Source organism: Erythrobacter sp. K21-9, assembly GCF_055808355.1.
Genome location: NZ_CM147866.1, coordinates 1,127,615 through 1,140,690 on the forward strand (window position 1 = coordinate 1,127,615; position 13,076 = coordinate 1,140,690).

General features: G+C 61.9%; 18 protein-coding genes and 2 pseudogenes. 17 read left to right on the top strand and 3 right to left on the bottom strand.

Going from position 1 to position 13,076, the window contains the following annotated elements:
* The first annotated feature begins 134 nt into the window (after positions 1-134).
* The 14 genes and pseudogenes from AC0L39_RS05695 (at position 135) to AC0L39_RS05760 (ending at position 8,948) form a co-directional block, all read left to right on the top strand.
* Entirely contained in the window at positions 135-995 is an 861-nt protein-coding gene (locus AC0L39_RS05695; protein WP_473261459.1) for a heme o synthase, read from the top strand.
* Positions 992-1,120: a hypothetical protein gene (locus AC0L39_RS05700; protein ID WP_473261461.1), complete on the top strand. Its 129-nt coding sequence runs from the start codon at positions 992-994 to the stop codon at positions 1,118-1,120. Before AC0L39_RS05695 ends, AC0L39_RS05700 begins: the two co-directional genes overlap by 4 nt.
* Positions 1,117-1,695, top strand: a complete 579-nt coding sequence (locus AC0L39_RS05705) for a cytochrome c oxidase assembly protein (RefSeq protein ID WP_473261463.1) — start codon at positions 1,117-1,119, stop codon at positions 1,693-1,695. The genes AC0L39_RS05700 and AC0L39_RS05705 overlap by 4 nt, the downstream gene beginning before the upstream one ends.
* 47 nt (positions 1,696-1,742) lie before the next feature.
* Positions 1,743-2,621 (top strand): cytochrome c oxidase subunit 3, encoded by an 879-nt coding sequence (locus AC0L39_RS05710; RefSeq protein ID WP_473261464.1) that lies wholly within the window; start codon positions 1,743-1,745, stop codon positions 2,619-2,621.
* Between the two features lie 68 nt (positions 2,622-2,689).
* The gene (locus AC0L39_RS05715; protein ID WP_473261465.1) at positions 2,690-3,010 is read left to right on the top strand and encodes a DUF983 domain-containing protein; all 321 of its coding nucleotides are present in this window, start codon (positions 2,690-2,692) and stop codon (positions 3,008-3,010) included.
* Positions 3,007-3,573 (top strand): SURF1 family cytochrome oxidase biogenesis protein, encoded by a 567-nt coding sequence (locus AC0L39_RS05720; RefSeq protein ID WP_473261467.1) that lies wholly within the window; start codon positions 3,007-3,009, stop codon positions 3,571-3,573. Before AC0L39_RS05715 ends, AC0L39_RS05720 begins: the two co-directional genes overlap by 4 nt.
* Positions 3,574-3,634: 61 nt before the next feature.
* Positions 3,635-5,046: pseudogene (thrC, locus tag AC0L39_RS05725) on the top strand (threonine synthase).
* Positions 5,046-5,948 (top strand): class I SAM-dependent methyltransferase, encoded by a 903-nt coding sequence (locus tag AC0L39_RS05730; protein ID WP_473261469.1) that lies wholly within the window; start codon positions 5,046-5,048, stop codon positions 5,946-5,948. The pseudogene thrC and the gene AC0L39_RS05730 overlap by 1 nt, the downstream one beginning before the upstream one ends.
* Positions 5,949-5,961: 13 nt before the next feature.
* Positions 5,962-6,339, top strand: coding sequence for a dihydroneopterin aldolase (locus AC0L39_RS05735; RefSeq protein WP_473261471.1), 378 nt, complete (start codon positions 5,962-5,964; stop codon positions 6,337-6,339).
* On the top strand, positions 6,339-6,656 hold the full coding sequence (locus AC0L39_RS05740; RefSeq protein WP_473261473.1) for a Rossmann fold domain-containing protein: 318 nt from the start codon (positions 6,339-6,341) through the stop codon (positions 6,654-6,656). Before AC0L39_RS05735 ends, AC0L39_RS05740 begins: the two co-directional genes overlap by 1 nt.
* 16 nt (positions 6,657-6,672) lie before the next feature.
* Positions 6,673-7,720, top strand: a pseudogene (gene moaA, locus AC0L39_RS05745) (GTP 3',8-cyclase MoaA).
* Positions 7,721-7,722: 2 nt separating this feature from the next.
* Positions 7,723-7,965 carry a MoaD/ThiS family protein gene (locus AC0L39_RS05750; protein WP_473261475.1) on the top strand — a complete coding sequence of 81 codons (243 nt, stop codon included), beginning with the start codon at positions 7,723-7,725 and terminating at the stop codon, positions 7,963-7,965.
* Positions 7,958-8,431: a molybdenum cofactor biosynthesis protein MoaE gene (locus tag AC0L39_RS05755; protein ID WP_473261477.1), complete on the top strand. Its 474-nt coding sequence runs from the start codon at positions 7,958-7,960 to the stop codon at positions 8,429-8,431. The genes AC0L39_RS05750 and AC0L39_RS05755 overlap by 8 nt, the downstream gene beginning before the upstream one ends.
* 76 nt (positions 8,432-8,507) lie before the next feature.
* A complete protein-coding gene (locus AC0L39_RS05760; protein WP_473261479.1) occupies positions 8,508-8,948 on the top strand; it encodes a hypothetical protein in 441 nt (146 codons plus the stop codon).
* 44 nt (positions 8,949-8,992) lie between these two features.
* Here AC0L39_RS05760 and AC0L39_RS05765 read toward each other — a convergent pair whose 3' ends face one another.
* Together AC0L39_RS05765 and AC0L39_RS05770 are read right to left on the bottom strand one after the other, a co-directional pair.
* Positions 8,993-9,691 (bottom strand): Crp/Fnr family transcriptional regulator, encoded by a 699-nt coding sequence (locus tag AC0L39_RS05765; RefSeq protein WP_473261480.1) that lies wholly within the window; start codon positions 9,689-9,691, stop codon positions 8,993-8,995.
* On the bottom strand, positions 9,688-10,164 hold the full coding sequence (locus AC0L39_RS05770) for a hypothetical protein (RefSeq protein WP_473261482.1): 477 nt from the start codon (positions 10,162-10,164) through the stop codon (positions 9,688-9,690). Before AC0L39_RS05770 ends, AC0L39_RS05765 begins: the two co-directional genes overlap by 4 nt.
* Before the next feature lie 269 nt (positions 10,165-10,433).
* Here AC0L39_RS05770 and rplU point away from each other — a divergent pair, with 269 nt between their 5' ends.
* The 3 genes from rplU to AC0L39_RS05785 all read left to right on the top strand — a co-directional run bounded on the left by rplU (position 10,434) and on the right by AC0L39_RS05785 (position 12,046).
* Positions 10,434-10,985: a 50S ribosomal protein L21 gene (gene rplU, locus AC0L39_RS05775; protein ID WP_473261484.1), complete on the top strand. Its 552-nt coding sequence runs from the start codon at positions 10,434-10,436 to the stop codon at positions 10,983-10,985.
* 12 nt (positions 10,986-10,997) lie between these two features.
* Positions 10,998-11,267: a 50S ribosomal protein L27 gene (gene rpmA, locus AC0L39_RS05780; protein WP_473261486.1), complete on the top strand. Its 270-nt coding sequence runs from the start codon at positions 10,998-11,000 to the stop codon at positions 11,265-11,267.
* Positions 11,268-11,488: 221 nt separating this feature from the next.
* The gene (locus tag AC0L39_RS05785; protein ID WP_473261488.1) at positions 11,489-12,046 is read left to right on the top strand and encodes a GNAT family N-acetyltransferase; all 558 of its coding nucleotides are present in this window, start codon (positions 11,489-11,491) and stop codon (positions 12,044-12,046) included.
* A gap of 78 nt (positions 12,047-12,124) precedes the next feature.
* On the opposite strand, the gene AC0L39_RS05790 is transcribed toward AC0L39_RS05785, so the two are convergent.
* Complete coding sequence (locus AC0L39_RS05790) at positions 12,125-13,054, bottom strand: metal-dependent hydrolase (RefSeq protein WP_473261490.1); 930 nt, start codon at positions 13,052-13,054, stop codon at positions 12,125-12,127.
* Positions 13,055-13,076 lie beyond the last annotated feature (22 nt).

Consider the following 13,076-nt stretch of genomic DNA (forward strand, 5'->3'; position numbering starts at 1 on the left):
AATGGCGCGCTCTCTCGTCAACTCGAAACCGAAACAGTACGACTAGATGGATACGCTCTTAACCCCGACAGCAAGGCCGCAGGTAATGCCGTACCGATTGGCGTGATTTCTTCACGCTGACCAAGCCGCGCGTCATGACGCTGGTGATCTTCACTGGCATCTGCGGCTTGCTTGCGGCTCCGGGCAGCATTCATCCGGTGCTCGGGTTCACCGCCATCCTTGCGATTGCGATGGGCGCTGGCGGATCGGCAGCATTGAATCACTGGTGGGAAGTCGACCTTGACAAGGGCATGAAGCGCACCGCCAACCGTCCGCTCCCGGCAGGCCGCCTGCGGCGCGAGGACGCGCGCGATTTCGGTATTTTCCTGTCGGTGACGTCGGTCGGCCTGATGGGCGTCGCAATCGGCTGGCTGGCAGCAGCCTCACTCGCGGTTGCCATCGTCTATTACGCAGTCGTCTACACGATGTGGCTAAAGCCGCGCACGCCGCAGAATATCGTCATCGGCGGCGGCTCGGGCGCGTTTCCGCCGTTCATCGGCTGGGTTGCGGTCACCGGAGAGATCACATTGATGCCGGTGCTGCTGTTCGCGATCATCTTCATGTGGACGCCGCCGCACTTCTGGGCGCTCGCGCTGTTCATGAAGTCCGATTACGCCAAGGTCGGCATCCCGATGATGCCGGTTGTCGCGGGCGAGCGCTCCACGCGCCGCCAGATCCTCATCTACACCGTTCTGCTGGCACCCGTTGCCGTCGCCCCGTGGGCAATTGGAGCGACAAGCTGGGTCTATGGATCGGTCGCCGTTGCCTTGTCGCTGCTGTTCCTCGCCCTGGCGATGCCGGTGGGAACGCGCACGCGCGCCGAAGAAGACTTGATGAGCGAGGAAAAGACGCTGTTCAAGTTCAGCATCTATTATCTCTTCATCCTGTTCGGCGCCTTGGTCGCAGACCGCTTGCTTGAAACGAACGGGCTGATTTCCGGGGGCATGTTCGCATGACGCCCGAAGACGAAGCCGAGACCAAGCGTCGCCAGAAGGCGCGCAACCTTGTGCTTGGCGGAACGCTGATTTTCTTTGTCGTCCTGTTCTACCTGATCACGATTGCGAGGCTGGGTAGTCAATGAGCACCGCCAATCCCGCGATCGACAACAAGAACCTGCGCACCGGCGGTCTCGCGCTGCTGGGCGCGCTGGCGATGCTCGGTCTCGGATACGCTGCGGTGCCGCTCTACGACCTTTTCTGCCGCGTAACCGGCTTTGGCGGGACCACCCAGGTCGCCAGCGAGGCCGATGCGAACAAGGCCGCGCTCGCGGGGATCAACCGCGACATCTCGATCCGCTTCGACGCTTCAACCGCGCGCGATGTTCCGTGGAGCTTCCGCCCGGCACAGGCGACCGATACGGTGCGCATTGGCCAGCGCGACATCGCAAGCTACATCGCCCGCAACGATGACAGCGTCGCGATCACCGGCACGGCGACCTTCAATGTCGAGCCTGCGCAGGCAGGCAAGTATTTCCACAAGATCCAGTGTTTCTGCTTCACCGAGCAGACGCTGCAGCCGGGGCAGGAAGTCAACATGCCCGTGCTGTATTACGTCGATCCAGCCATCCTCGAAGACGAGTTCATGGCCGATGTCGAACAGATTACACTGAGTTACACTTTCCACCGCGCGAAAGAGGCCGTAAGCACGGGCTCCTGACGCGCAAACCGATTGACCACGTATCCTTTAGGGATGGAACGCACACGATGGCTGGCAACGTAAATCACGATTATCACATTCTCGAACCCGATATCTGGCCGCTGGTCGGATCGATTTCGGCGCTCACTTTCACCTCCGGGATGGTGCTGAGCTTCTACCCTGACCTGTTCGGGATGGCGAGCAGCATCGTGATGTGGGCTGGCCTCGCCGGACTGATTGCGACCTTCTTCATGTGGTTCAAGAATATCGTTGTCGAAGCGCAGCGCGGCGATCACACGCCCGTCGTGCAGCTGCACATGCGTTACGGCATGATCCTGTTCATCGCTTCTGAAGTCATGTTCTTCGTAGGCTGGTTCTGGAGCTTTTTCGACTTTGCGCTGTTCCCGACGCCGCTCGAGGTTATCGGGGCGGGGACTGCCGATCAGGAAACAATCAACAATTTCGGTGTCGCAGGGGCGCAGGCCACTCTCGTGCCTGAAGGCATGGAAGTGCTTGATCCTTTCAGCCTTCCGCTGCTCAATACGTTGATCCTGCTGTGCTCGGGCACTACCGTGACCTGGGCGCACCACTCTCTGATCCACGGCGACCGTGACGGCCTGAAGCAAGGCCTTTGGGCGACCATCGCGCTTGGCGCGCTGTTCTCCGCGATCCAGGCATATGAATATGCCGTGGCGCCGTTCAACTTCGGCCAGAACACCTACAGCTCGGCTTTCTACATGGCGACGGGCTTCCACGGGTTCCACGTCATCATCGGCACCATCTTCCTCGCGGTCTGCCTGTTCCGGGCGTACAAAGGCCACTTCACGCCGCGCCAGCACTTCGGTTTCGAAGCGGCGGCGTGGTATTGGCATTTTGTCGACGTGGTATGGCTGTTCCTCTTCATCGCCATCTATATCTGGGGCGGTTGGGGCGCACCGGTACACTGATGAGCGCGGGCGAAAGTCCGGCACACACGAAGTGTCAGCCAGGACTATTCCAGGCTGCCCTTTCTGGTTTGTGCCCGCGTTGCGGCACAGCCACGCTGTTCGAAGCGCCCGCGCGCGTTGCGCTGAAGTGCAATAACTGCCAGCTCGACTTCACGGGTCTTGAGCGCGGCGGCAGGCTTGCTGGGCTGGTAACGGTCCTGATCGCTGCGCTCCTGATCGGCCTTGCAACTGCGATCGACATTGCGATCGAGCCGCCGTTCTGGTTGCAAGTGCTGTTCTGGGGCCCCGCGACAATCGCCGCGGTGATCGGTGTGCTGCGCTTATACAAGACTGCGCTGCTTTACCGGCAGTATGAAGCGCAGACCGAGAAAGAGGCGGCAAGCGAATGACTGCTCGCATTCCCGTTATACCGACGATCATCGTGGTCGCTGCTGCGGTGACTATGGTTTGGCTCGGGTTCTGGCAGTTGGGGCGGGCTGACGAGAAGGCCGAGTTGCTGGCGCGATATGACGCCGCAATCTTCGCAGGCAGTGAAGCGCGCTTTCCGACGAGCGGGGATGGCAAGGGCGTCTGGTTCCGCCGCAGCACCCTCGATTGCGCCGAAGTGCTCGGCGTGGAGACTGTCGCCGGGACAGCCGCGAATGGCCAGAAAGGCTGGGCGCAGCGCTTCACCTGCGCGGTGGATGGCGGGACTGCGCTGGTTGACCTAGGTTTCTCGCGCGCAATTGAGCCGCCATCTTGGAACGGGGGACCGGTCAAAGGGGTGATCGCGCCTGGCCCGCGCCTGGTCGCGGACCCTCCGCTCGCCGATTTGCGTCCGCTCGTGAAACCCGACCCCAGCGACCTGCCCAACAACCACCTGGCCTATGCGGGCCAGTGGTTCCTGTTCGCGCTGACCGCGCTGCTGATCTACGGTTTTGCCGTAAGGTCACGCCTGCGAAAGAAGGACTAGGAGCGCGCGCAGGCGAGCTTGCTTGCTCTCGCCCTCGCACCCCGCTAACCGCAGCGAACTCATGGAATACATCTCCACCAGAGGAAGCGCGCCCGCGCTCGATTTCGAAGGCGTCACACTGGCGGGCCTCGCCAGCGATGGCGGGCTTTACCTGCCGCGCGAATGGCCGCGTTTCAGCGAAGCCGAAATTCGCGCGCTGCGCGGCAAACCATATCCCGAACTCGCCGCAACCATCATGCGGCCGTTCGTTCAAGGCAGCCTGACCGACGACGAACTCGATGCGATGTGCGCGGCGGTCTACGGCGATTTCGGCCACGCGGCGGTGACACCGCTGGTCCAGCTCAACGAACAGCATTGGCTGCTCGAGCTGTTCCACGGCCCTACGCTGGCATTCAAGGATGTGGCGCTCCAGATGCTCGGCCATCTGTTCGAGACTTTCCTGGCACGGCGCAGCCAAAAGATGATGATTGTCGGCGCGACCAGCGGCGATACCGGCTCCGCTGCAATCAATGCAGTTGCAAACCGCGACAATGTCGAGATCGTGATGCTGCACCCGAAAGGCCGGGTCAGCGATGTGCAGCGGCGTCAGATGACGACCGTGCGCGCGGCGAATGTCTACAACCTCGCCATCGATGGCAGTTTCGATGACGCGCAGGCGCATGTGAAGCGCATGTTCCGCGACGAGGATGTTACCGGCACGCTCAAGCTGGGCGCGGTCAACTCGATCAACTGGGCGCGGCTGATGGCGCAGGTGGTCTATTATTTCTACTCGGCGCTGCAACTCGGCGCGCCTGAGCGCACAGTTGCCTACAGCGTGCCCACCGGGAATTTCGGCGATGTGTTTGCAGGCTATGTCGCAGCGCAGATGGGACTGCCGATCGAGCGGCTGATCGTTGCCACCAATGTGAACGACATCCTCCACCGCGCGCTGTCCGAGGGCGATTATTCGGTACCGGAGGTGTGACGCCGACCATCACCCCTTCGATGGACATTCAGGTCAGCTCCAATTTCGAACGGTTGCTGTTCGATTGCGGTGGGCGCGATGGAGCGGCGTTAGCGGATCAGATGGGCGCATTCGAGGCGTCGAAGGCGATGCGGCTGACGAATGCTCAGGCGCAGGGCGCATCGGCCCTGTTCACGAGCATTCGCACCGATCAGGACGAAACCGCACGGGCGCTCGCATGGGCATACCGCGAGACCGCGCAGGTGATTGATCCGCATACCGGCGTCGGCCTGCATGCGAGCATTGAAGCAGGCGAAAGCGGATTGGTCGGGAAGGATGTGCCGATCGTCACGCTCGCCACCGCTCATCCGGCGAAATTCCCCGACGCGGTCGAGCGTGCAGTGGGCGTGCGTCCGGCCTTGCCGCAGCGCGTGGGCGACCTGTTCGGACGCGAGGAACACTTCACCGAAATCTCCGGCGATTACGAAGCTGTGCGCGATTTCGTGCTTCAGAACGCCGCTTCTGCCTGATGGCGACAATTGCGCCTCAGCCTGTGGTGATGGAGTGCGCCGGGTGGGACGCATATCGGCTGCTCGATAGCGGGGCAGGCCGCAAATACGAGGCTTTCGGCCCGTACGCCTTCATCCGTCCAGAGCCTCAGGCGCTGTGGCAACCGCGCCTGTCCGAATGGCCAGCAGCAGGGGAGTTTATCCCCGGATCGGACGAGGACGGCGGCGGGCGCTGGCATTTCGAAGGCGAGTTACCCGAAGAGGGGTGGGACCTTGCATGGAACGAGGTCCGGTTCACGGCGCAGCCGACCCCTTTTCGGCACCTGCAATTCTTCCCCGACATGGCCCCGGTATGGAATTGGATGCGCGAGCGCCTCGACGGACGCGGTGATACCGAGACGATGAACATGTTCGGCTATACCGGCCTTGGGACGCTGGCGCTGAGCCGTCACGGCAAGGTGACGCATGTCGATGCTTCGAAGAAATCGGTTGCTCAGGCGCGTGAGAATGCGGCCTTGTCCGGCATGGAGGATTGCCCGATCCGCTGGTTGGTGGATGATGCGGCGAAGTTTGCCGCGCGCGAGGTTCGGCGAGAGCGGCGCTACGACGGCATCATTCTCGATCCGCCCAAATTCGGGCGCGGGCCAAAGAACGAAACGTGGCGGATCGAAGAAGGCTTGCCGGACCTGATCGGTGACTGCGCCAAGCTGCTCGATGACGAGAGCGCATTCCTGTTCCTGACGGTTTACGCGGTGCGGATGAGCTCGATTGCGCTTGCAGGACTGCTCGAGGAAATGCTGCGCCTTTTGCCCGGCATCATCGAACACGGCGACCTTGCCGTGCGCGAGGAGCCGGCGGAAGGGGGCGATCCGCAACGCCTGTTGCCCACGGCAATCTTCGCGCGCTGGTCGAATCCCGGCTAAGGGCAGAAAACATATGAACGATTCGCTTATTCTCGAAGTCGCCGACCTCGAAGTCGATGTCCTCACCGGCATCTATTCGGAGGAAACCGGCAAGCCGCAGCCGCTCCGCATCACGGTGCAGGCCAGCTACGATGTCGCCGATCATTACGATGCCGACACTCCGCTCGATGCGAGCAAGAATTACATGGACCTGAAATTTGCAGCCTCCGAGGGCCTGCCAGAAGGAGTGCATTTCAAGCTCATCGAAGCCGTCGCCGATCACATTTGCGAGACCCTGTTCGTGCAGGACAGGCGTGTGCAGGCGGTGACGGTCAAGATCGTGAAGCTCGCCATTGCCGAGGCGAACGAGCAAATCGGCATTACATTGCATCGCGGTCGTCCGGCTGACTGATGCAGGACGCGCTGGTCATCGATGCTCTGCCGACAAGCGGTATCGATGCGAGTGCGGCGTTCTTTGCCAACCATCTCGAGGCGGCGCGCACACTTCTCGGCGCGGCGAGCACGGACGCGCTTGCCATCGTCGTGCCGCCTGCACGGAGCGATCACGATGACTGGCGCCGCGCTCTTGCCCGCGACCTGGCGCGGGAATTTGCGCCCAAGCGGGTGAACGTTGTCGGCGGCGGTCAAGGGGAAACTCTCGACCGGACGCTCGCATATTTGGGGAATGCGCCCGGCGTCACGGGCCAGTATATTGCTCTGCATGGATAGTTCGCTGAAATCCGGGATGACCGAAGAAACGGTTCGCAAGCCAGATCTTATTGCGGTTGGCGGGGGCACTGCGCCGCTGGTCGACCAATTCAACCGATCGATCTCCTATCTCCGGCTGTCGGTGACGGATCGCTGCGACCTGCGCTGCTCCTATTGCATGCCGGAGAAGATGACGTTCCTACCCCGGCGCGAAGTCCTGACACTGGAAGAGCTGTACGAGCTCGCCACCGGCTTCATCGCGCGCGGCGTGACCAAGATCCGGATTACCGGCGGCGAACCGCTGGTGCGGCGCGATATCGTGGACCTCTTTACGGCGCTTGGCAGGCGGCTTGGGCACGGCCTCGAAGAGCTTACCCTGACAACCAACGCGACCCAGCTGGCGCACCATGCCGATGCGCTGGCCAAAGCGGGCGTTCGGCGCGTGAACGTGTCGCTCGATACGCTCGACCGGAACCGTTTCGCTGCGCTGACGCGGCGCGATGCGCTGCCGCAAGTGCTGGAGGGGATCGCAGCTGCGAAGGACGCAGGGCTGAACGTCAAGCTCAACGCCGTCGCTCTGAAAGGCGTGAACGAGGAGGAATTGCCCGATCTGATCGCATGGGGGCGCGCGCAGGGTCACGATGTCACCCTGATCGAGGTCATGCCGCTGGGCGATATCGAGGAGGAGCGGCTCGACCAGTTCCTGCCGCTTAGCCTTGTCCGGGAGCGGTTGGAACAGCGCTGGACGCTGGAGGACATCGACCATTCGACAGGAGGACCGGCGCGCTACGTGCGAGATCGCCGAGACGGGCGGACGGCTTGGCCTGATCACCCCGCTGACCGGCAATTTCTGCGCGGGCTGCAACCGCCTGCGCGTCACCGCGACGGGGCAGCTCTACCCATGCCTCGGCGGATCGGAGCGGGTTGACTTGCGCGCGGCGCTGCGCTCGGACGACCCTGAACGCTACGTGGCCGAGGCGCTGGCGCAGGCGATGATGATCAAGCCGGAGAAGCACCATTTCCGCATGGACGAGCGCGGCGCGCAGCCAGCGCAGCCGCGCCATATGTCGATGACCGGGGGCTAGGCATGTCGGTCAAGATCGTGTTTCTCGGTCCCTTGCGCGATATTGCGGGCGAGGACAGCCGCGAAGTGCCCGCACCGCTCGGATGGACGAACCTGATCGAAACAGTCGGTCCGGATGTCGCGGAGCAGCTAGCCAATGACCGGGTCAATATCGCGTGCGCAGGCACAGTACTCGCCGACAAGACCGCGCTGATGGCTGAGGACGGCGACGAAGTAGCGCTGCTTCCCCCGGTGTCGGGTGGCTAGGCTGAGGCTGGAAACGCCGCTCGACGTGCGCCTGCTGGACAATGGGATGAGCATTGGCGAGGCTCTTGCGGCGTTCAACGCTGCATATCCGCAAGCCGGCGGCACGGTCAGTTTTACTGGAAAGGTGCGCGGGGGCGGCGATGTCAAAGCGCTTGAGCTGTCACATTACGAAAAACTGACATTGCCGGGGATGGTGCAATTGGCCAAGCAGGCCAGCGCGCGGTTCGCCGTCGACGGCTTGCTCATCTGGCACCGCACCGGGGTGATGCATCCCGGCGATGCAATCGTGCTGGTCGCAGCCGCGGCGCGCCACCGGCGCAGCGCCTTTGAAGCGGCGGATTTCTGCATGGACCACCTCAAGAGCGCAGCGTGGTTCTGGAAACGGGAAAGGCGCGCCGATGGCTGGCACTGGATCGAGCCGCGCGAGAACGATCACCGCGATCTCGAACGCTGGAATTCAAAATAAATCGGCAAGTTTGATCTGGATCAAGGTGGCCTGCACGCTTCGCGCATAATTCTCCATTCAACAAAGGAGAAGCCCCATGAGCAAGCAAGTACAGGACGTCATTGCCCGCGGCGACGCCCGCATTGTCGAGGCCCCGGCCCATCTTCCGAACGCGCCGCGCCATCAGGTCGAGACCGACCGCAATTTCGAGCTGCCGACCGCGCTCTACGCTGCGACTGTTGGTTGCTATCTGGCTTTCATCGGGCTGATGTTCGCGGCCTTCAGCACTCCCGGCCTCATCATTCCGGTGGCGATCTTCGCCGTGCTCATCGTCGCCGGGTTCGGTGTTCCTGCCATCTGGATCCGTCTGAAGGGCAATGCGAGCAAGCCGATGAGCTTGGGCAAGTTTGGAACCGCCGGCATCATGACCCACACCGGACGCCTCGCTTCGCGCGATGCGGCGATCCAGGTGCTGATACTGCCGGTTCTCGTCGTTCTTTGGGCCTGCGCTGCCATCACGATCGCTGCGCTGGTGTAATCGAAGGGGCTTTCGATTGCCCAGATGCTTGATCTGAGCCGGATCTAGATAGTCTGGCGGTCGGAGAGGGCCTGAAGGAGCGCGGGATCGACCAGTTCGATCCCGCGTTTTCCTTTGCGCAGGATCGCGCCCGTTTCCTCGAGCTCGCCAAGCTTGCGGCTGACGGTTTCAATCGTGAGGCCCAGCATGTTGGCGATTTCTCCGCGCGTCAGCGGCAGCTCGAATTCGGTTGCCGGGTGACACGAAGACTGGCTGGCTGCGGCAGCAAAGTCATGCAACAGTGCCGCGAGCCGGGTCTCGGCATCGGCCTGCGCGGTCAGTTCGAGCAGACTGCGCGTGGCCAGCAGGTCTTCCTGGCTGCGCCGCAAGAGCGCGCGGGCGAGCGCGGGATAGGCGTCGATGGCATTCTCTATATCCTTGCGCGCGAAGGTGCACAGCCGACTCTCGGTGAGCGCCACCACATCGTGATGCGCGAAGGGCGCGAACAATTCACCGATAAAGCCAGCCGGATGGACCAGCGCCAGAATCTGCTCGTTGCCGTCGCGGTCGATTGCCGAAACCTTCAGCGCGCCCGAAACCAGTGTCGCGCAGGCCGCTTCCGCGTCTCCTGCCGCAAACAGCATTTCGCCGCGCTCCAGCGTGCGCGTCCGGCCCGCAGCCGCCATCGCTTCGCGCTCTTCTTCGGTCAGAACAGAGCGCGCAGCGCTGTCTTTTACGGGGCAGGTTTCACATGCGAGGTTCATGATCGAAGCCGCTCCCACAAATTGTCCAGCGCACTGTCTTGTTCGTTCAAGAGTGCGGACACAAGCGCGCGCGCCGCGTCGATATCGTCGGTCGGCGCGAAGGTTGTCGCGGCCTCGGCCTTCAGCAAGTCGAGATCGCCGACGGCCATCGTCGTGTCGCTTCGCATGGCGGTGAGGTCTGCGAGCGCAACGAGCGCACGCTGGCGCACATTGCTTTCGATCCCCTGTCCGCGAGCGCTTTCCACCAGGCGGCTTACTCCGCCCTGCGCTGCGCGAAATTGCCGGTGCGATTCCTGCGCGCGCTCGGTCAGCGCCGATAGGTCGGAGACCGAAGCGACCGGGCGAATCGGTTCAGCTGTATTGCCGGGCGCGGGCGCAAACGCGCCCACGGCCCGCTCGGCATCGCGGATCGCGAGCGAGGGATAGCGATCCTTGTCACCGGCGCATCCCGTGAGCAGTGCAGCAGCCATCATGGCCGCAAGAAAAGGGGGGAGAGGCGATTCATGCTGGCTTTAGCGAATATCATGATGGTAACGCGCCGGAAACCCGGCTTCTGTCGGGAATCGGAAATGTCGACGCTGGGGCAAATTTGTCACCGAACGAGCGTTGACTTGAAGCAGTGTTTCCCTTAACGGCGACCATCTTTCCGACGCTGCATCCCTTGCAGCGCCGCATTGCCGTTTGATAGGCGCGGGAACGTCCGCGCGATATCAGACACGCCAAGAGATTGAGAGTATAAGCCATGTTCGCGATAGTGCGCACAGGCGGCAAGCAATATCGGGTTGCCGCCGGAGACAAAATTGCCGTTGAGAAACTCGCAGGTGAAGCCGGCGATACGATTACGCTGGGCGACGTCCTGCTGGCAGGTGAAGGCGACAAGGTCGCTGACGCTTCCAAGGTGAATGTCTCGGCAGAGATCATCGCACAGGCCAAGAGCGAGAAGGTCGTCGTTTTCAAGAAGCGTCGCCGTCACAATTACCGCCGCAAGGCCGGTCACCGCCAGCAGATGACCCTGCTGCGCATCACCGACGTTGGTGAAGGTGCCAAGAAGGCTCCGGCGAAGAAGGCGGCTGCTCCGAAGAAGGAAGCGGCTCCCAAGACCGAAGCCAAGGCTGCACCGGCGAAGAAGGCCCCGGCCAAGAAGCCCGCAGCCAAGGGCGCGGCTGCCGAAGCGAAAGCAACGGCAACCGAAGCCAAGAAGGCAGCTCCTGCAAAGAAGCCCGCCGCAAAGAAAGCACCGGCCAAGAAAGCGCCTGCCAAGAAGGCAGCGCCCAAGGCCGAAGACAGCAAGTAAGGATCAGGACCCATGGCACATAAAAAAGCAGGCGGTTCATCGCGTAACGGTCGCGATTCGGCAGGTCGCCGTCTTGGTGTGAAAAAGTTCGGCAGCGAAGGCGTCGTTGCAGGCAACATTATCGTGCGCCAGCGCGGTACGAAGTTCTACCCGGGCAGCAATGTCGGGATGGGCAAGGATCACACCCTATTTGCGCTCGAGCACGGCGTAGTGCGATTCCACAAAGGCAAGCAAGGCCGCAAATACGTGTCGGTAGACGCCATTGCGGAAGCTGCCGAATAACCGGACGATTCGTTAAAGGGATCGTCCTCCAGGACGGTCCCAGCCGATAGATCGGCAGACGAAGAGGGAGATGGGGCTTTCCTGGTAATCAGGGAGCCTGTCTCCCTCTTGTCGTTTCTCCCTCACATTCCGGCGAAATTTTCTTTCGCCGCAATGCATATGTCACGCATCGTCCCTAATTGGACGGAGCGGGGCGAACTCGGTTGGTGAGGAGAGAATTCGTGTTCCATCGTAGCGACAGATTGCTGCTGAGACCGATCTGGCCGGAAGACTGGCAAGGTGTGCTTGCCGGAATTTCCGACGAGGGCGTCGTCCGCAATCTCGCCCGCGCTCCGTGGCCCTATGCTGCTGAAGATGCGCGCAAATTCGTTTCGCTACCGATCGATCCGATGTTTCCGCGATTTCTCATTACACGCGCGCGCGATGCGCAAGTCGTCGGCTGTATCGGAATCGATCCGCTGGAAGATCGCAAGGATGCGATCGAGCTCGGCTACTGGATCGCGCGCCCGTTCTGGGGGCAAGGCTTTGCGTCCGAAGCAGGGGCAGCCGTGCTCGCGATTGCGCAGACGCTCGGCCATGAAACGATTGTCGCGTCGCATTTCCTCGATAATCCCGCATCGGGCGTAGTCTTGCGCAAGCTCGGCTTCGAACCGACCGGACGGGTGATTGAACGCCATTCGTGCGGGCGCGGTGAAAAGGCGCCCACCTCAGAATATGAGCTGTCGCTATCGGAGCGTGACATGATGCAGCCAGCTGATCCGGCGTCGCAGGCCGCGTGATCCTGCTTCACCCGAGCAAAAGAAAACCCCGGCCGCCCATACCGAGCGCCGGGGTTTTTCTGTTTCAGCCCAAGATGCTTACTCGGCAGGCATGACCGCGTCGCTATAGGGGCTTTCCCATTTCTGGATCAGCTCACGGTCGTCATGCTGCCACGGATGGAAACTCGGTTTGAGAATGCTGGCCCATTCGAAGAACATGCGGCGCATCATCCCCGGCTTCCACCACAGGAAGGCGTAGAGTTTGCGCTTGGCCTGCCGGCGCGTGAAGCCGTCCTGTTCCAGCAGTCCGATGGCATCCCTGATGCGGTTGCCGAAATACTTCTTCGTAATCAGGGCCGCGATCATCGCGCGTGTCTTGTAACGCTTCCAGGCGCTCCAATCGCGTGTCGCATGCAGCCAGACATCGTAGACGAGGCCCTTGTGCTCGATCTCCTCGGTTGCGTGCCAGCGCCAGACCTCTGCAGCAACCGGATCGGCTCCCTGGAGATATTCAGGATATTGCAGCAGGTGGCGGCTTATGATCGCCGCGAAATGTTCGAGTGCGATGGTGATGGCGAGGTTGAATTCCTTGGGCCGACCTTCGGTCAAGGCGAGCATCGCCTGGATGCCCTGGTCGATGCTTTCGACATTGAAACCATGGTCTGAAACCAGCCGGTTGAACGCTACATGTTCGCGGGTGTGGTTAATCTCCTGCGTCGTGAAAGCCTTCACTTCACGCGCCAGATCCTTGGGCAAATCATCGCGGAACAGCCGCAGCGTGTCGATAAAAAACGCCTCCCCGCGCGGCAGGCTGGCGGACACCGAATTGTACCATGCCGTCGCAACGGGATCGCCCGAATGCCAGTGGCGCGGGACCATTGCCTCTCGCGGAAAGCGCTCGTTTCGCACGATCAGCTCATGCTCGGCGGGCGTCGCGGTGCTGCGAGCGAGGCCGAGCGAAGAATCGCCTTTTGAGGCACTATCGACGGGCGCAGAGCGGTCGATTTCGAACGAGGTTTGCTTGTTCATGGCTTCACTTTTTATTAGGGAT